Source organism: Chitinophaga filiformis (assembly GCF_023100805.1).
In the GTDB taxonomy this organism is placed as follows: Bacteria; Bacteroidota; Bacteroidia; order Chitinophagales; family Chitinophagaceae; genus Chitinophaga; species Chitinophaga filiformis_B.
On record NZ_CP095855.1, the window covers coordinates 6,364,545 to 6,381,074 of the forward strand.

The 16,530-nt window shown below is 46.5% G+C and carries 18 protein-coding genes; 6 read left to right on the top strand and 12 right to left on the bottom strand.

Annotated features, from left to right (window positions below):
• Positions 1 to 164: 164 nt before the first annotated feature.
• The 5 genes from MYF79_RS24600 to MYF79_RS24620 are packed head-to-tail and all read right to left on the bottom strand — an operon-like array spanning position 165 to position 2,871.
• Positions 165 to 476: a hypothetical protein gene (locus tag MYF79_RS24600; RefSeq protein ID WP_247810479.1), complete on the bottom strand. Its 312-nt coding sequence runs from the start codon at positions 474 to 476 to the stop codon at positions 165 to 167.
• Between the two features lie 53 nt (positions 477 to 529).
• Positions 530 to 952 (bottom strand): hypothetical protein, encoded by a 423-nt coding sequence (locus MYF79_RS24605; protein ID WP_149693771.1) that lies wholly within the window; start codon positions 950 to 952, stop codon positions 530 to 532.
• Positions 953 to 981: 29 nt separating this feature from the next.
• Positions 982 to 2,151 (bottom strand): DUF2586 family protein, encoded by a 1,170-nt coding sequence (locus MYF79_RS24610; protein ID WP_247810480.1) that lies wholly within the window; start codon positions 2,149 to 2,151, stop codon positions 982 to 984.
• Between the two features lie 31 nt (positions 2,152 to 2,182).
• Positions 2,183 to 2,614: an N-acetylmuramoyl-L-alanine amidase gene (locus tag MYF79_RS24615; protein ID WP_247810481.1), complete on the bottom strand. Its 432-nt coding sequence runs from the start codon at positions 2,612 to 2,614 to the stop codon at positions 2,183 to 2,185.
• A 5-nt stretch (positions 2,615 to 2,619) separates the two neighbouring features.
• On the bottom strand, positions 2,620 to 2,871 hold the full coding sequence (locus MYF79_RS24620) for a hypothetical protein (RefSeq protein ID WP_247810482.1): 252 nt from the start codon (positions 2,869 to 2,871) through the stop codon (positions 2,620 to 2,622).
• A 240-nt stretch (positions 2,872 to 3,111) separates the two neighbouring features.
• Here MYF79_RS24620 and MYF79_RS24625 point away from each other — a divergent pair, with 240 nt between their 5' ends.
• On the top strand, positions 3,112 to 3,642 hold the full coding sequence (locus MYF79_RS24625; RefSeq protein ID WP_247810483.1) for a hypothetical protein: 531 nt from the start codon (positions 3,112 to 3,114) through the stop codon (positions 3,640 to 3,642).
• Between the two features lie 45 nt (positions 3,643 to 3,687).
• Here MYF79_RS24625 and MYF79_RS24630 read toward each other — a convergent pair whose 3' ends face one another.
• Both MYF79_RS24630 and MYF79_RS24635 read right to left on the bottom strand, forming a co-directional pair.
• A complete protein-coding gene (locus MYF79_RS24630) occupies positions 3,688 to 3,999 on the bottom strand; it encodes a hypothetical protein (RefSeq protein ID WP_247810484.1) in 312 nt (103 codons plus the stop codon).
• A 484-nt stretch (positions 4,000 to 4,483) separates the two neighbouring features.
• Entirely contained in the window at positions 4,484 to 6,166 is a 1,683-nt protein-coding gene (locus tag MYF79_RS24635; RefSeq protein WP_247810485.1) for a serine hydrolase domain-containing protein, read from the bottom strand.
• 376 nt (positions 6,167 to 6,542) lie between these two features.
• Between MYF79_RS24635 and MYF79_RS24640 the strand changes: the two genes are divergently transcribed.
• Positions 6,543 to 7,292 carry a hypothetical protein gene (locus tag MYF79_RS24640; RefSeq protein WP_247810486.1) on the top strand — a complete coding sequence of 250 codons (750 nt, stop codon included), beginning with the start codon at positions 6,543 to 6,545 and terminating at the stop codon, positions 7,290 to 7,292.
• An 87-nt stretch (positions 7,293 to 7,379) separates the two neighbouring features.
• On the opposite strand, the gene MYF79_RS24645 is transcribed toward MYF79_RS24640, so the two are convergent.
• Complete coding sequence (locus MYF79_RS24645) at positions 7,380 to 8,930, bottom strand: sulfatase-like hydrolase/transferase (protein WP_247810487.1); 1,551 nt, start codon at positions 8,928 to 8,930, stop codon at positions 7,380 to 7,382.
• A gap of 442 nt (positions 8,931 to 9,372) precedes the next feature.
• On the opposite strand from MYF79_RS24645, the gene MYF79_RS24650 reads away from it, so the two are divergent.
• Both MYF79_RS24650 and MYF79_RS24655 read left to right on the top strand, forming a co-directional pair.
• Entirely contained in the window at positions 9,373 to 10,257 is an 885-nt protein-coding gene (locus MYF79_RS24650) for a helix-turn-helix domain-containing protein (RefSeq protein ID WP_247810488.1), read from the top strand.
• Between the two features lie 128 nt (positions 10,258 to 10,385).
• Positions 10,386 to 11,360, top strand: coding sequence for an alpha/beta hydrolase family protein (locus MYF79_RS24655; RefSeq protein ID WP_247810489.1), 975 nt, complete (start codon positions 10,386 to 10,388; stop codon positions 11,358 to 11,360).
• Positions 11,361 to 11,423: 63 nt separating this feature from the next.
• Here the strand turns inward: MYF79_RS24655 and MYF79_RS24660 are convergent, their stop codons facing one another.
• Positions 11,424 to 11,996 (bottom strand): hypothetical protein, encoded by a 573-nt coding sequence (locus MYF79_RS24660; RefSeq protein ID WP_247810490.1) that lies wholly within the window; start codon positions 11,994 to 11,996, stop codon positions 11,424 to 11,426.
• A 215-nt stretch (positions 11,997 to 12,211) separates the two neighbouring features.
• On the opposite strand from MYF79_RS24660, the gene MYF79_RS24665 reads away from it, so the two are divergent.
• On the top strand, positions 12,212 to 13,021 hold the full coding sequence (locus tag MYF79_RS24665; protein ID WP_247810491.1) for a hypothetical protein: 810 nt from the start codon (positions 12,212 to 12,214) through the stop codon (positions 13,019 to 13,021).
• A gap of 143 nt (positions 13,022 to 13,164) precedes the next feature.
• Here MYF79_RS24665 and msrA read toward each other — a convergent pair whose 3' ends face one another.
• From msrA to MYF79_RS24680, 3 genes are all read right to left on the bottom strand, one after another.
• Positions 13,165 to 13,671: a peptide-methionine (S)-S-oxide reductase MsrA gene (msrA, locus tag MYF79_RS24670; RefSeq protein WP_199655707.1), complete on the bottom strand. Its 507-nt coding sequence runs from the start codon at positions 13,669 to 13,671 to the stop codon at positions 13,165 to 13,167.
• A 114-nt stretch (positions 13,672 to 13,785) separates the two neighbouring features.
• Positions 13,786 to 14,310 (bottom strand): GNAT family N-acetyltransferase, encoded by a 525-nt coding sequence (locus MYF79_RS24675; protein ID WP_247810492.1) that lies wholly within the window; start codon positions 14,308 to 14,310, stop codon positions 13,786 to 13,788.
• 32 nt (positions 14,311 to 14,342) lie between these two features.
• Entirely contained in the window at positions 14,343 to 14,948 is a 606-nt protein-coding gene (locus MYF79_RS24680) for an FMN-binding negative transcriptional regulator (RefSeq protein WP_247810493.1), read from the bottom strand.
• 71 nt (positions 14,949 to 15,019) lie between these two features.
• Between MYF79_RS24680 and MYF79_RS24685 the strand changes: the two genes are divergently transcribed.
• Positions 15,020 to 16,516 carry a PLP-dependent aminotransferase family protein gene (locus MYF79_RS24685; RefSeq protein WP_247810494.1) on the top strand — a complete coding sequence of 499 codons (1,497 nt, stop codon included), beginning with the start codon at positions 15,020 to 15,022 and terminating at the stop codon, positions 16,514 to 16,516.
• Positions 16,517 to 16,530: the final 14 nt, after the last annotated feature.

Genomic DNA, 16,530 nt, shown 5'->3' on the forward strand with positions numbered 1-16,530 from the left:
TGGCAATCCCTTTAACTCCCGCTGCCGTATGTCGTGCAGTTGCGCAAATTTTTCTGCCCACTGTGCGTCAGTCAGCTGCGAGGTGTCAACCTGGGGCAGATAGTATTCGAACAGCGTTTGAATGTACCCTAAAGGGTTCTTTTCAAAATCGCCGGACGCCTCGCTTAGAGCTTTTCCACTTCAACCTTCTTTGCTTCCAGCAGTTTATCCAGCTGCGAGCCCAGGCCATACAGGTAAGACTTGTCATTCAGGATCTCATCATCCCCACCCAGCCAGGTGGATTTCAGGATGGTCTCATGATAAGCCAGCGGATCGCCTGTGATCAGCGTCATGGCATAACTTACTTCGTCCCTGTTAGGTTTGCGGCAATAACCGACTTTTCCGTCTGTAGCTGTCAGCTTAAATACATCTCTATATTTCTGCTTCCAGGCATCAATGTGATCTTTGGTAATAGCTACCGGTTTTTCTACTGTCATAGTATGTTAGTGTATAAGGTATTGTTTTTAAATAAGGTGATCGTGCAATGTGATTATACGTTCTGTTGCAGGCCCATGAAAACGATCGGCATAGTGATCTCCATGAACTTCGCTCCTTGTTCCCAGCCCTTTTCAAATTCCTTGAACTGGAAGCCGCGGATAATATCCGTACGCGGAGCGGAGGTGACATCTTTCACATAGGTAACAACGATATCTGCGGTAAGGTCCAGCAGATCCCTGCCGCCAGCTGCTTTTACAGCATCTTCCAATACATCGTATTCGAATTTCAGCAGCTTTATCTCGCCTTCATAAGTGCGTTTGCCGCGTTGAATGCCGATAGGCTCATCACCAGCGCCATGCAGATGTTCTTTTTCCTGCAGCAGCTTGTATTTAATACCACGGATACCTACCAGTTCTTTACCCAGCACTACCACCTTCATGTTGGCCCAGGTGCATTCTTTGTTGTCAAAAATCATAATGGTTTGTTTTTAGAGTGAATAAGGGCTTACTGTAAAGCAGGATTAGTGAAGCCAAGCAATACTTCTATTGTTTTGGTATATCCCACGGGTACAATAGCTGCTTTTACAGTGAGCTTGCCTGTGCTCAGCACATTCTGGCTGGCATCGATGTTCGCGCTGAAAGAACTGATCTCGTCCACCATGCCAAGGTTTACGGCAGATTCGATCCTGCTCTGCAGATACTTGATGACAGGCACGCTGATCTTACCATTTTCGTCAATGGTGATCTCATCATTCAGTTCGTCCACATAGGTCTGATAGGCGATCATGATGGCCTTGTCTATTACACGGCCCAATGCCAGCTGGCTGTAGTCGTCTGTAACAGGTGCACACATGGGGTCATCATTCAGATAATAACCGGAGCGGCCAACAAATGTGCGGAGGAAGATGTAGCCTCTGTCATGCAACAGATCGCCGGCACTAAGCTCTTCTGCTTTGGTGGCGTTTACATATGCCGCCAGTACGGGCAAAGCGCCATCTTTTACACGGCCGATATTGCGCTGCACAGGAATGGAGGCTGCACGTCCCAGCACTAAGCCTACAGAAGCGCTGCCATCGTTAGTGGTGCTGCCTGTTACCACGCCAACATGATTTGCGGTATAAGTGCGCAGGTCTTTTAAGGTAGCGAGGTTGGTGGTATCCAGCTCACGGCCTTCAATCAGTATACGTACAGGTTTGTACTCCGCGCCAAAGGCCAGCGCTAATTGTTGCGCCATGGTAATAGCGTCCAGGCTGTCCTTATCCAGGCCGGCTGTCAGATCCGGTACATAGGCAGCTGCAGGGTTACGGGTAAGGCCCAGTAAACGGATGCGGCCTTGTGCTGCGTTCAGCAGTTTTGCAGCGCCATTTGCATTTGTCAGGTCTGCCGCCTGTGTGAGCGTTACGGTGTCTGCAACAGTCATGATATGCAGTTCAGCGCCTTCACCTGCCAGGTCATAAAATTCTTTGATGTGACGGTATGCGCTGGCATTGCTACCCTCAGCCAGGATGCCGAGGTCTTTTGCTTCGCTCAGGCTAAAGATCACTTTCGGAGTGCTCAGGGGCAGGTTTGCTGTTGCTACGCCGGTCAGCACCAATCCCGCTACTCCATCATTGCTGGCAGCATTCGCTCCCAGGTTACCGTTTCCTAATGTAATTGCTACTTTTGGTAATCCCATTTTTTACTTTTTTTGGTTCATTGTAATTGGTTTAAATGCTATTTACTATTGCTGTAAAATCGTTGAACTCCTGGCGCGCATCAAAACAGGGGCACGCTTTCTTAACAAATGGAAAATCCCGGTGGCCCTGGATCTGCGCCTGCGGATACTGTTTCTTCAACTTTATGATCAATACCCGCATTGACTGCCGCTGCGCAGGCGTTCTGTTGTCCAATGGCTTGTTATCAGCATCTACCCCGCCGATATAACTGACGTGGATGCTATTTGCATTATGTCCTGCTACGCCGTTACAGATACGCTCTTCAGTAGCCAGTTGCCTTACATCGCCCGATGCTTCTATCAGGTAGTGGTAACCGGGATTTTTCCATTTGAGATATTCTTTCCAATAGTGCTGGATGGCTTCAGGACGGGTATCCTGAGGGGTTGCAGTACAATGGATAACGATGAAATCTATTCTTCTCATTTTTCTTACCTGGGGTTACTCCTGTTCAGCACGTCTTCCAGCCGTTCCATCACTTTCGTGTTGTTCTCTATCACGCCCATCATTTTCTCGCGGTCGTCATCCAGGTATTGGGTTAAACGATCTTCCAGTTTTATCTGGCGTTTCCATAGGATCCATGCAATACCTATTAACACGATCACAGAGAATGCCTGGTCGCCCAGCCGCTGTAAGACGGTCTGCTCAGGATCTGCATTTATAATTGTATTTAATAGTAACATCTGAGGTTAACTTTATAACTTTCACAAACTGCCTCTTTCACACTTTACTTACTGTGTCAGCAAGCGATTACAATACAAAGGAACAACATCGCCGCATGCTGAAAAAATCAGGAAACAATGCTTATTATTTCATTGCATAATCATACTTCATCCGCTGTTCAATCATTAAAAGTGCAGCAGGAAAAGAAACCAATTGCACCGACCTTTATACCGGAAATTGATCACTTTAAATAATAAAGAATGGATAGTTTATTTTCGAATCTTTTCCTTTCACTGGAAACACTTATTGAAGAGAAAGCACCTTTGATTAAAGGTGTATACCCCGAACTTTCTCAAACGGAGAATTACAACGGCACCCCTTCCCAATGGCCCTGCCTGTTTATTGATTTCACCAACCTCGCGTATGCGGAGCTCACCGGCTATGCACAAGCCGTATCCGGTGAGCTGCAATGCAGGCTGGTCACACAGATCACAGTGGCAGACGGCATCACCTTCCTGGATACTCCCACAGCGCTCGCCTGTTACGAAGCAGAGCTGCAAATGCACCGGGCATTACAGGGATGGACGAATGGTGCAATAGCGCCCTTGACACGCATCAAAACGATCACAGAAGACAGAGGGGATGCATTCCGCATACGGGCGCTCACCACTGTAGACAAACACGATGCCTTCCGTGTGCGTGTGCTCACCTATAGCCTCAACTTTAATGAGTACCCTGTACCTGCTGCTACAAGCGAGATCCCTACACCGCCACTGGACATGCGCCCTTAAACAAACAAAAAACGCTGCAGATGCTGCAGCGTTTTTTGTTTATCCTTACCATGCCCACCAGGGATATAATACTCTTAATTGCTTTAAATCCGGTTGCTCCTCTTTCATGATCTGCTCCAATCTTTCACTATTACATTGCAGGCGGTAAATAATGTTGCTGTTCTTGATCCAGAATTCGGCCGACAATTCCTGCAGCGCCATATCGTAGCGCTTCCCCTGCAATTTGATGTGATAATAGTAACGGTATAGCAGGCATTGGTCCCTGAGTGCGATCATATCAGCAGAACGCCCTTTCCGGCTTGTTTTCTTAACAGGCTTTTCAATATAATTATCGAAAAGTGATTGTTGTCCTCTCATATAGCAGTGATACTTTTAGTTGTGATGAAATAGTAGTTATCCGTCCGCATCCAAACCACCAGGAAGTATGGATGGTGGTGGTTGAATGCGGTCGAACAGCTTCGAGGAATTATCCCCGGTCAATTAAATAGTTAAAAGGTGTTTGATTTGCGGGCAGGCATAGGGATCATCATCCCTTCCAGGTTAAACAGCGTTTGTATTCGGTTCAGTCTCACATCGGTCCTCATAAATGGCTATTTTGGCTTAACAATATCAAAGTTAGCCGGGCACTTACTATCCATTATGCGCAGTGAATGATTTTATGGGGAAGTTATCCACAGGGAATGCACAGGGCTGCATCACATATATTTGATTACCAATAACAGCGCTGAAACGCGGGGTTATGAAACATATTAACTATTATAACAACCACAACATCAAATTAAAACCAAACGGCTTGAGTCCGGTATTTAACCGGGCTCAAGCCGCTGAATTATTAAACATCTTATTCCTGTTCCGCTCCCAATTGCGCGAGCATTTCCTTTGCTTCATTATACTCCTGATCTTTTGCGTCCATAGTTTCCTTGAACCGGATCAGGTTTTGAAGCATCTGCCGTGAACGCTGCACATTAGTGCTCCTGTATTGCCGGGCGAGTATCATCATTGCACTGAATTTGCATCCCTGTTCACTAAATTGGTCGCCGGTGGCGAGCCGCTCAAAACAGGCTGTCGCTTTATCCGGTTGTCCGTTTTTCTGATAGATAAGACCTGCGTACCACTCCTTCATGGGATGCAGTTTTTCAGACCTGACATATTGATCGGCCATCTTCACGCCAAACCGTACAATCCGTGGATCTGCAGATGCGCTCACCAGCTCAAATGCAGTGGGACTTTGCCAGATCTCATCTGAAGGATATTGCTTTATCAGCTCTTGTAAAAGACGTCCGGCCGCTAATGTATCGGGATGAAATGAGCGGGGCAAAAACGATAATGTCGTTGCTTTTGCAAATTTCTCCTCAACGGGCAGGCGTGAGTTCACCGTTTGCGGTTGAACATAATTTCTGAAGAACGCACATGCCAGCATAGCGTTAAAAGGATTACCATAACCCAATCTCGTTGTTTCCGACGGCAAGGTGCAGGGCGAGAGGATGATCAGCGTAAGATTTTTTGAAGGCACCCGGAGCAGAAGAGCGGCATCACTGCCGCCATATCCGTAGGCCCAGTGCAATGCTATACCTTCAAAGGTAGTCGTAAACCATCCCATACCATAGGGGCTACCGGGGTAAAAAGGCGTGGTGATCTTTTTGTATTGTTCCGCTGTCAATAATTTATGCCGGCCAATTGCTGATGAATATCTGACGAGATCATTTACGGAACTCATCATCCCAAATCCCGGCCCGCTTTGCATGTTATTAAGATTAACCGCATTGGGCATAAACCTGCCCGCTGCATCCAGGTGGTAAGTCCGTACAACCCATTTCTTTAAATGTCCATACTCACTTTCCGAAAACCTCAACAGGGTATGTTCCATTTTCGACGGCGTCAATATCCGCCTTTGTATCTCGTCAGTGAAAGGCCGTGCAATGTCGTTCGGGATGTTTATCTTATTAATAGCGCAAAAGGCATTGAACGCTATATTGTATTTGCTCCCATTGTAAACAAACTGCGTTCCCGGCGGATCGCTTTCAGCGGTCTGACTTATCAGGTGAGCGAGAGTAGTTTGCTGGTTCCACCTCGCAGGAGTAAAGTATTGGTTGGGATATTTCGAAATAAGGTCATTCAGCGACAGTTTCCCTTCTCCCTCCATTTGTTCGAGCGCAACTGCTGTAAAGCTTTTGGTTAGAGACGCAATAGGAAAAATATGATCGGCTGTGAGCGGCTCTTTTGTCGAATCGTTGGCTGTTCCGATACTTTTAAAAAAGATAAGACTATCACCAAGCGCTACCCCAACCACCAATCCCGGCAGATGCAGCAATTGTGAATAATCTTCAATGCTTTTACTGAATGCAGTTGTATCATTCGCACATGCCATGGGCTGGCATTTTCCACTGGCCGCATGGTAAATCACGGCATTTCCGGAAGCTGCAATCCTGCAATCCCCGTCGGGAGTCGCGCTCAGATGTTGTGTGAGAACAACAAATATTATCATGAGCGTGACTGAGAATGTGGAACTTTTTTTTCCTGGCATATATGAGCTGTTAAGAATTACTTTTCTCATTCCAATAACGGGTAAATACACAAACTATGCGGGTGGTCTCGTCTCAAATATATCACATTTTCAATTGTCTTTTATTCCGCTCCACAGCGCCGCTTATTTTCCCCGGCAATGAAACATCAATCACTTCCCGGTCACCTTTCTCTGCCTGCAGCTCAGTGCTTCTACCTGCATGCCATAAAAGTCATTTACCTCTTTGCTGCGCCATATATATGAAGAATGAAATGGAACATAACGTTTAATCAGACCTTAGCCGGGGATAGGAAAAACCTTCATGAGGACGGCTTTAGTAAATACCGGAAAAAATTAGTGTAGCTTTAACGCTTTTAAAACAATTTTTGTAGCATTTATGGAAGAAAGATTCGCCCAAATGGAAAAGGAGCTAAGAAGGCTCAGACGTTATACGGTTATACTTACCTTACTTTTGGTTATCACCGGATTATTTGCCTTTTCTAAGTCTGGCATTGACCATTTTAAAGAGATTTCGGTGGAACGTATTAATATTGTTGAAAATAACGGCCAGTTGAGAATGGTCATTTCTAATAAGAGTCGCTCACCGGAGAACCTGTTGTACGGAAAGCCTATTACCCCGCCTATTCCTGGCGGTACCAGGCCGGGAATGATCTTTTATAATGATGAAGGTACTGAGAACGGAGGCCTGGTATTTACGGGCGCGAAAGACAGTAGTGGCAAGTATAATGCTTTTGGTCATTTTTCATTTGACCAGTATAACCAGAACCAGGTACTCTATCTGAGCTACCAGGATACTAACGGAGACCAACATACCGGGCTACATATAGACGACTGGCAGACAAATCCTGAATGGGCAGATTGGCGTGCGGCATATAAGAAGGCGCAGAAACTCCCGGACGGACCTGCAAAAGAGGAATTATTGAAGAAACTGATGGAGCCGGAGGAAGGCAGAAGAGCGTTTGCACAACGTGTTTTTGTTGGTAAGGACGATACAAAAACGGCCATGGTAACTCTTTCAGATCGCATGGGGAAACCAAGACTTCAAATGCTTGTAGACTCAAACGGTACAGCTAAATTGAATTTCCTGGACCAACAGGGCAAAGTGACTTATAGTTTGCCAAATTAGTTTTCAGGAAACAGGATATAACCAGGTAAAGAGCTTCCAGATCAACACATCCGGAAGCTCTTCCTGTTTTACATATACTTACCACGACTAAGCTGAAATACTATCCAATTGCGGTTCCTGCACCTGATCACTATCCTGCGGAGCCCTCACCCTCAATTTATCTATTACCAGCTGATGCAGTTGTTTTGCAAGATCCTCGCGGATCTCCCTGTATGCAGGGTCATATGCCAGGTTAGTATATTCGGATGGATCGTTCACCAGGTCATACAGTTCAAACTGGTTGTAGTAAGCGCCTGCTGCATCAAAATAATAGGTAAACTTCCATTTCTCCGTACGGATACAGCGGATGCGGTTGGCAGCATTTACCGCCGACCATTGGCTGTTGGAACCAGCCTTTGTATCGTCGTAGGTGAACAATATGCTGTCCTGCACCGGTGTGCCGTCTTCTATGACCGGCAGGAGGCTGGTGCCTGCAAGTCCTGTTGGCGGATTGGATACGTTGGCGATCTCCAGGAAGGTAGGCATGATATCCGCCAGCGTTGCGAGGGCCATGGAGTTCTGAGCCTGGTCGCCTGAAAACAACAAAGGATTGGAGATCACCAGCGGAATGCGCAATGCTTCTTCGTAAGCCACGAAAGTTTTCTGACGCAAGCCACCATGTGCAAGTCCCATCTCTCCATGATCGGAAGTAAAGGTAACGATGGCAGCATCTGCCAGGCTTTTTCCATTCGCATCTTTAGCATACAGCTCTTTTACAAGGTAACCGATCTCTTTGTCAACCCAGCTTAAGAGGTAGCCATAAAAGTTAATATAATTCAGCTTTTGCTCTGTTGTAGCCAGGGGACCCAGTAAGCCCGCCATCCCTATTAAGATCTGTTCCTGGGCCATTGGTTTTTTATTGGCCAGTAAATGCTCATTCACGGTATCGGGCAAACCGATCTCTCTTCCTGACCAGGAATCAGCATGATAACCTGAAGTGCCGGCTGTTTTCGGATAAGCCAGTACATCGTGCGGATTTACCAGGGATACGATCAAACAATAGGGTTTATGATAGCCTGCCGCTCTTCTGGCCTTTACTTCCTGCAGGTATCGGATCGCTTCTGCTACGTAGCGGGCATCATGATTGGCAAATCCACCGCCGAAGTTTAAAGGATTCACGTCTTCGCCTGCATCTGGCGCCATCCAGCCCATGGCACCGAATAAGGCAATATCTGCAGGCGTTAAGTTATCATAATTGGTTACAGCACCATTGCCCGCAACGCCTTTACTCATATGCCATTTACCACGATATTGCACATCATAGCCTTCATTCCAGAGCACATTCATAATGTTGGGCAATGATGTACTTAGGGTTGGCTCTGCGGGCGACAAGGGGCCCCCTATGGTCAGCGTTTGGGAAACCATATGTTTGGCCGGATATATGCCGGTAAATAAGGTAGCCCGGCTGGGTGAACACATGCAGGTGTTACAGAAAGCCCTGTCGAAGCTAAACCCGTTCTTTTTGAGGAAAGTAAGTGTTGGAAGGTTCTGCGCTTCCCATCCTGGCGGGAAATGTTGTGTGGCCCGCTGTTCGTCAGTAATGATCAGGACGATGTCCGGCTGTTCGCCAAGTTGTGCTAACTTTTCTTTGAAGTTCATGGTGTAACGTGTTTTTATTAGGAAATATGGAATAAATCAGATGATGTTGGGGCGTTGTTCACCGTGGTGTGGGCATTTGAATCCTGCCAATACCTACTTATTACATTTATGCATGAAGAATTAAAATAAACTATAACATTTTGACCTGTTCCAGGCTGAAGGGATTACATCAATTAATTAAGACGTCAGGTATAATTAGAATTGTCTCTCCGGGAAGGATACGGTCTCTCTCTTAGATTTCATAGTATTCCCGGCATGCTTTGCTCTCTGCATTGAATACACTCCTTTACTAACCAAATAGTTTCGCTTTTGTTTAAAAAAGATACATCAAAAAGGAAACTTGTCTTTTAAATGCTTTCATAACAGGGATGTTGGTTAACTGTATAAAACCGATTACAGTAAGGAGAATGGTACTTAGGTTTGATTTTGTTAATTTTACCGGATGAACAGACATCCTGAATGCGAAGCTGCCGCCTTTCGTTCTTCCGATTTGAAACTGAAAGGCTTTAAAGTGCATGAGATCACCGGGCCTGCCTATGCGGCACTCTCGTATGGCAGACGGGACTTTTATAAAATAGTGCTGGCTACGGGGCATATGAACATCTGCTATGGCGATAAAACGATCAATATCGACGATACATTCCTGTTTTTTGGTAATCCGCATATCCCCTATTCCACAGAACACCTCTCTCCCGAACAAAAAGGTTATGCCTGCCTGTTCACAGAAGAATTTATCGGCAGCAGGGAACGTAAGGAAAACCTGCTGAACGCCTCTATATTCCGTATTGACGGTATACCCGTCATTCCCGTAAGCAGCGAGCAGGCAGCGTTTATCGAAGGGCTTTATAAAAGGATGTTATCCGTATACAGCGGCGAGTACGACCGGAAAGACGAAATGCTCAGAAGCTGCATAGACCTCATCATCCACGAAGCACTGAGAATGCAGCCGCAACACGCACTGAAACAAAGGAATGCTGCCGCGCGGATCACTTCTTTATTTACAGACCTGCTGGAAAAACAATTCCCGATAGAGACCGCAGCAGATCCTCTCACACTAAGGACAGCCCAGGACTTTGCAGAAAGCCTCTCTGTTCATGTAAACTATCTCAACCGTTCAGTAAAGGAAATTACCGGCAAACCCATCTCTGTACATATTGCCGAGCGCATCGCCACAGAGGCAAAAGCCCTTTTGCAACATACCAACTGGAGTATAGCCGACATCGCCTATGCCCTGGGCTTTGAATACCCAAGCTATTTTAATAACTACTTCAAACGCGTAAGCGGCATCACACCCAATTCCTTTAGAAAGACTAAAGGGAAAGTATGAAAATCATAATTTTTCGTTTGATTCTCTTTAAAATTGAACGCTGCTTAAGCGGAGCTTTGTATGCATAAATCAAGTGAGCGATCAGTCACCAGGACTGATCTTACATTAAACTTAATAATACAAGCATCATGGAAAAAGAAGCATCAAATGGATCAGCAACATCAGCAATAACTGCAGGCCGGAATACAGCCATCGGCACACCAGCCCGCGTCATATCGGTAAGCCCTGTTACACTGCCTGTTCCCGGGCGTGGCGCAGACCTGCAGGTGCGGGTATCAGCACCGGTTAGCGGTACACAGTTGCCGATCATTGTGTTTGCACACGGCTATGGCTCTTCATTAGACGGCTATGCGCCACTCGTGAATTTCTGGGCAGCCCGTGGATTCGTCGTTATACAGCCCACCTTTCTTGACTCAAGAACACTCGCTATCAGTCCCGAAGATCCACGCACACCGCTTATCTGGCGCTTCCGCGTGGAAGATATGAAGCGCATCCTGGATCATCTTGATCTTTTTATAGACGCCCTTCCCGGCCTGAAAGAACGCGTTGACCAAAGCCGCATTGCAGCAGTTGGTCATTCCTTCGGTGCGCAGACAACGGGTATGTTATTAGGTGCAAGGGTAATTGGCCCGGATGGCAAGCCGGGAGAAGACATGTCCGACCCGCGGATCAAGGCTGGCGTATTGCTTTGCGCAGGTGGCCGCGGCGGTGAAGACCTCACTCCTTTCGCAGCGGAGCATTTTCCTTTTATGAACCCCAGCTATGCAGAGATGACAACGCCGACACTCGTGGTTTGGGGCGACAAAGATGATTCTTTCCTCAGCGTTCGCGGACCGGAGTGGTTTACGGATGCGTATACACTGAGCACCGGGCCTAAAGCACTGCTTACCCTGTTTGGCGGCGAGCACCTGCTGGGTGGTATTTCCGGATACCTGGTAACGGAAACATCAGACGAGAATCCTGCGCGTGTGGCCACGGTACAACAGCTTACATGGGCCTATCTCCGCAGTCAGCTCTATCCCGGCGATACTGCATGGCCGGCAGCATGTGCTGCGCTGATGGAAAACCCGGAACGGAACGGGAGTGTTGAAGAGAAAGCATGATATTTAAAACACAAACAGCTGGTGGTACTCCCACCAGCTGTCTGAAAATATACCTGATACTTCTTACTTCATCTTCGAATTGATCTTGCCCAGTGCAGATGCAAGATGGCTAATAGATTGCTGCAGACGGTCGTATGCCACACCCGCATCCAGTGCCAGGTCCCGTTTACTTACATCCAGGCCCGCCAGGAATGCCTCCAGGTTAGACAGGAACTGGGTGCCATCACTGTTCAATACATTAAATATCTTGTCGTTCAGGCGGTCTCCCTCTGCCCGTAATTCATTATTGGTAAGGTCAGTAACATTGCGCATCTGCCTGATCACATCCCCCATCTGCGTCTTCAATGCCTCCAGGTTGTCCGGGTCCTTCTTGCCGGGAGCCATATTATTACGGAAAATGTTGTCAGAGAGATTTTTCCGCGTCTTCATGTAAGTGGTGAGATCCCGCTTCAGGGCTTCAAAGCTGCGGTTCAATTCTTCTCCTTTCTCCCTGGTGAAATATTTGTCAACATCAGCATCAAGGTGCTTGGTCCAGTTGAGCAGGCTCATGGAAACATCTACCACCGGTAAGGTCTGAGCGAAACTATTGGTGGCAGACAATAAAACGATAGCAAGCGTTAAAATACGGAAGACCATTTTCTATTGAAAATAAATAATTTATAAAATACAGCTGAATAACGTCCGGTTATTTATTATATTTTAAAAAAGACTTTTTTATTTCACGTATTACAAATAATTAAAATACTATATATTTGCGCCGGAAATACGCGAATGCTTAATCTTTTCAGTTAACATAAACCCATTACAACACTTTAACCTTTAAATATAAATCTGAATTTACACAAAAACCTATGAAGAAACTGTTATTAAGTGCGGCCGCACTTGTAGTATTATTTGCTGCCTGCAGCAAAGATGACGACAACAAACCTGAATCTGCAAAAAAGTATCTGCTGCATATTGTATCTGATGAAGACAGCGTGGAAGTAACATACGATGCTGCCTACAACATGAAAAAAATAGGCGCCTATGGTAGCTCAAAAGAAATTTCGGAGCTGACCTATGAAAATGGCAGGCTTACAAAGAAGAGCAGCAGCCGCAACGACGGTCCGGTGCAATTGCTGCAGACTTTTGACTACAATAGCACAGGTAACCTGTTGAGGGTAAACAACTATAATTCAGATGGCTTCAGATCCCGCTACGATAGTCTGACTTACGATGCCAATGGTCGTCTGACCGGTTTCTATGAACTCCGTTCCGGGGAGACTGGTTACCAGAAACAGGCGAAATACGCCTATACCTGGGACAGCAAGGGAAATATCATCAAAGAAGTAAGAGTTTCCATGCCGGCTGGTGTTGAATCAAAAGACAGCTCTTTCACTGATTACACTTACGACGACAAAGTGAACTTTGCATCCAGACAGCCAGAGTTCTTCCTGCTGGAATCTGACAATCCTACTTTCGGATTATCTGCGAACAATGTCGTTAAATCTGTACGTACCATCAACACCATCCCTGGCTATGTTTCAACTGCGACAGAAGAATATACTTATGACGCAGACGGATATCCTGTTACAAGGAAAGAAGTGGAGAAAGACGTGCGGGACGGCGTGGTAGAATACACTTCTGAGGATTCTTTCAAGTACCGTTATATCAAAAAATAAACGGTAGCTATAATAACAGATCAGGTGTTTTCCCAAGGAGAAAACACCTGATTTTTTTTGCACTTAAATTACCACAGGCCTCCGCAACTACACCCCTCACCGATAAGCCTCCTGTGGATCTATTCCTGAATCAATCAATTCATTTACTTCCCTTCCGTTTCCGCCAGTTTCCATTCCGGGCGGATAAAATGGCAGGTATACCCAAAAGGATGCTTCTGCAGATAATCCTGGTGTTCTTCCTCCGCATCCCAGAAATCTGCGGCCGGCACTATCTCCGTAACGATCGGGTTACGGTAGATGCCCGCTGCGGTCAGTTCCTTCACCAGTTCTGCAGCCGTGTTTTTCTGCGCTTCATCCAGGTAAAAGATTGCTGAACGATAAGAGGTACCTATATCATTCCCCTGCCGGTTACGGGTGGTAGGATCATGTATCTGGAAGAAAAATTCAAGCAGCTTGCGATAAGAAAGCTCATTTGGGTCGAACTCGATCTTTATGCCCTCTGCATGTGTTCCATGATTGCGGTAAGTAGCATTAGGGACATCACCACCGGTATATCCGACCCTGGTCTTCTTTACACCAGGAAGCGCACGGATGAGCTCCTCTACGCCCCAAAAGCAACCTCCCGCGAGTATGGCAGTCTGTGTTGACATATAACTTATTTTAGCCTTTAAGCCCCATTTTTATGCCAGGGATGAAACGGCAGTCATTTTAGCAGATAAAAGCGGGAATGAGGCCTGTTCTGTCAGGATGTCAAGCAATTCCCCTCAATATCCCTCCTTTCCTATCTTATATAAAAAATTCTGTTTGGAAGCTTCTCCAAAGTAAGCCACTTCCATCTCACCTACTTTCTCTGCACCCAGGCGACCAATAGACACCTGTGAGCGGATATTATTCACTCCTATATGAAAATACACCTGCGAAACGAATTGGAAAATATAATCGAGCATCATTCTCTTAACGGAATGATTGAAGCCTTTTCCCCAATACGCAGTAGCATAAAAGGTATATCCGATGCATATGCTGCTTTCCTCCTCATTATAATCATAAAAACGGGTACTCCCGGCTACTTTGCCTGTTGCTTTATCCACGATCTTAAATGCGCCCCTGCTCCGGATAGCGCCATCGAAGAATGTGCGGAACACATCGTGCTGCCATCGCTCCCTGTTAGGATGCTGTTCCCATATTTCCGGGTCTGCAGCTACTGCATAAACATCCTCAAAATCCTCTTCCCGCAAAGGGTAAAGGATGGCATGTTCATTTTCAAGTACAGGCTGAATATCGATCACCATATCTTGTTTTTTATAGCGTTACAATATTGATCTTACAGGTCTTTAATATAATTCGCCAGGTCTTTTTCAACCGTATTTTCACTTTTCTCCAGCTGCCGGACGATCCGCTCCCGCTCAGCATCCGTTTTGTTCTGGCTTAGCTTTTTCTGTCCCTGCAGGTCTGTTACTTCCAGTTCAAAAGCCACGATCCCCCGCATCATACCTGTCTTATATTTTTCAGAAAGCCCTTTCCATTGTTCCAGGTATTCCCGCTCATAAAAAGTGATCATCTGCTCCAGTATGCGCAATTTGGAAGCCTCATCCGCCAGGATCTTCGCCTTTCCATACGCATGCACACTGATGTAGTCCCATGTGGGCACACTTTCTCTTTTGTCGTAGTGCATGGGAGAAATATAGGCGTGCGGCTCAGTAAATATTACCAGGGAAGTATTGGCTTCAATATACCTTGTCTGCGGATTAACGGCTGAGAAATGAGCGGTCAGTATCAGTTTGCCTGCATCTTCACTGATAAAGAATGGCAGATGACCGGCAAGGGGCACAGCATCTCCCATCGTAACAATAGTAGCAAAGCTGTATTGCTTCATGAAGTCTATCATCTCCCTGTTGTCCTGGAACCGGAATGACTGAGGAACATACATAGCGGATTGTCTTTTAACTGGTACAAATGTATTTTCAGATTGGATTATATTTGTAGTCCAATTTCAACAAAATGGGTAGTCCAATTTTAACCCGGGTCTTTCATGATATCCACCTCGAACATGCAGCGGAAAGACCCGTATATCTCCAGCTGGCGGACGCTATTTTGTCGCTTATCAAAAAAGGGACACTCCGCCCCGGCCTTAAATTACCCAGCTCGCGGGACGTGGCCGGCCAGCTGCAGATCAACCGGATTACCGTGTCCAGGGCATATGAGGAACTACAGATGCAGGGATGGCTGGAAAGCGCTGTTGGCCGCGGTACATTCGTTACCTCGCATATACCGGAGCCTGCACCGGGAACCTTAAAGCATGCGCCCACAAACAATGCCTCTCAAACGGCAGGTTTCAGGCTTCCCGATCAGCAATACCTGGAAGTTTTACCAACCTTCATTAATAGCGAATTACATCTTGATGACGGGTTTCCTGACCCGAAACTGGCGCCTTTAAAGGAATTGTACAGGGCTTATCGCAGCCAGTTAACCAGGAGTGGCTTATACAACAAGTTCGGGAAATACGGTCAACCCGATGGCGCTGAATTTTACAGGAACGCTATATCAAAATACCTCAACGAAACACGCGGATTAAGCACCACTCCACACAACATCCTCTCTGTAAAGGGAACCGTAATGGGCATTAACCTGGTGTGTAATGGCCTGATCAGTCCCGGCGATATTATTGTATCCGGCATTCCCGGATGGCGAAGAGCTGAGCAGAACTTTATGCATGCCGGCGCAAAACATATCGGTATTCCGGTAGATGAACATGGCCTGGTAGTAGATGAACTGAAGAAGATCTGCCGCCGGAAGAAAGTAAGGATGGTATACGTCACACCGCATCATCACTACCCTACCACCGTCTCGCTGCGGATCGACCGAAGGCTGGAACTATTAAGACTGGCAGGTGAATATGGATTCATCATCTTTGAGGATGATTATGACTTCGATTTTCATTACAAACACCGCCCCCTGCTGCCGCTGGCAAGCGCCGATGAAAATGGTATGGTCATTTATTGCGGTTCTTTCAGTAAGAGCTTCTCTCCGGCTTTCCGCATCGGGTACCTGGCCGCTTCGCAGAATGTGATTGCACACCTGAGCCGTGTCCGCATCCTGCTGGACAGGCAGGGCGATCATATCCTGGACAACGCCATAGCAGAACTGCTGCATGACGGTACCATGCAACGTTACCTCAGGAAAACATTACCTGTATATAAGGAAAGGAGGGATTTCTTCTGTGACTTGCTGGATCGTGAATTAAAGCCTGCTGTCAGCTTTAATGTGCCGGAGGGAGGCATGACAGTATGGACAAAGTTTGCGGCGTCGATTGACGTAGAAAAGCTGGCAAATGATGCTTTGAAAAAAGGCCTGTATATATCAAACGGCAAAAACCACCTGTACCCAACCTTCAATGCCAATGCCATCCGGCTTGGCTTCGCATCTTCTTCCAGGGAAGAACTGGAAAAATGCGTAAGCATACTGAAACAGCTGCTGAAAAAACAGCGGCTTATATAAAATCAAAAAAGAGG

Bases quoted from the DNA above. Each gene is read 5' to 3' on its own strand.
- MYF79_RS24665 (WP_247810491.1), top strand. From the start codon at position 12,212: ATGAAGAAACTGTTATTAAGTGCGGCCGCACTTGTAGTATTATTTGCT.
- MYF79_RS24650 (WP_247810488.1), top strand. From the start codon at position 9,373: ATGAACAGACATCCTGAATGCGAAGCTGCCGCCTTTCGTTCTTCCGAT.
- MYF79_RS24675 (WP_247810492.1), bottom strand. From the start codon at position 14,310: ATGGTGATCGATATTCAGCCTGTACTTGAAAATGAACATGCCATCCTT.
- msrA (WP_199655707.1), bottom strand. From the start codon at position 13,671: ATGTCAACACAGACTGCCATACTCGCGGGAGGTTGCTTTTGGGGCGTA.
- MYF79_RS24630 (WP_247810484.1), bottom strand. From the start codon at position 3,999: ATGAGAGGACAACAATCACTTTTCGATAATTATATTGAAAAGCCTGTT.
- MYF79_RS24615 (WP_247810481.1), bottom strand. From the start codon at position 2,614: ATGAGAAGAATAGATTTCATCGTTATCCATTGTACTGCAACCCCTCAG.
- MYF79_RS24610 (WP_247810480.1), bottom strand. From the start codon at position 2,151: ATGGGATTACCAAAAGTAGCAATTACATTAGGAAACGGTAACCTGGGA.
- MYF79_RS24640 (WP_247810486.1), top strand. From the start codon at position 6,543: ATGGAAGAAAGATTCGCCCAAATGGAAAAGGAGCTAAGAAGGCTCAGA.
- MYF79_RS24625 (WP_247810483.1), top strand. From the start codon at position 3,112: ATGGATAGTTTATTTTCGAATCTTTTCCTTTCACTGGAAACACTTATT.
- MYF79_RS24655 (WP_247810489.1), top strand. From the start codon at position 10,386: ATGGAAAAAGAAGCATCAAATGGATCAGCAACATCAGCAATAACTGCA.
- MYF79_RS24635 (WP_247810485.1), bottom strand. From the start codon at position 6,166: ATGCCAGGAAAAAAAAGTTCCACATTCTCAGTCACGCTCATGATAATA.
- MYF79_RS24685 (WP_247810494.1), top strand. From the start codon at position 15,020: ATGGGTAGTCCAATTTTAACCCGGGTCTTTCATGATATCCACCTCGAA.
- MYF79_RS24600 (WP_247810479.1), bottom strand. From the start codon at position 476: ATGACAGTAGAAAAACCGGTAGCTATTACCAAAGATCACATTGATGCC.
- MYF79_RS24660 (WP_247810490.1), bottom strand. From the start codon at position 11,996: ATGGTCTTCCGTATTTTAACGCTTGCTATCGTTTTATTGTCTGCCACC.
- MYF79_RS24680 (WP_247810493.1), bottom strand. From the start codon at position 14,948: ATGTATGTTCCTCAGTCATTCCGGTTCCAGGACAACAGGGAGATGATA.
- MYF79_RS24605 (WP_149693771.1), bottom strand. From the start codon at position 952: ATGATTTTTGACAACAAAGAATGCACCTGGGCCAACATGAAGGTGGTA.
- MYF79_RS24620 (WP_247810482.1), bottom strand. From the start codon at position 2,871: ATGTTACTATTAAATACAATTATAAATGCAGATCCTGAGCAGACCGTC.
- MYF79_RS24645 (WP_247810487.1), bottom strand. From the start codon at position 8,930: ATGAACTTCAAAGAAAAGTTAGCACAACTTGGCGAACAGCCGGACATC.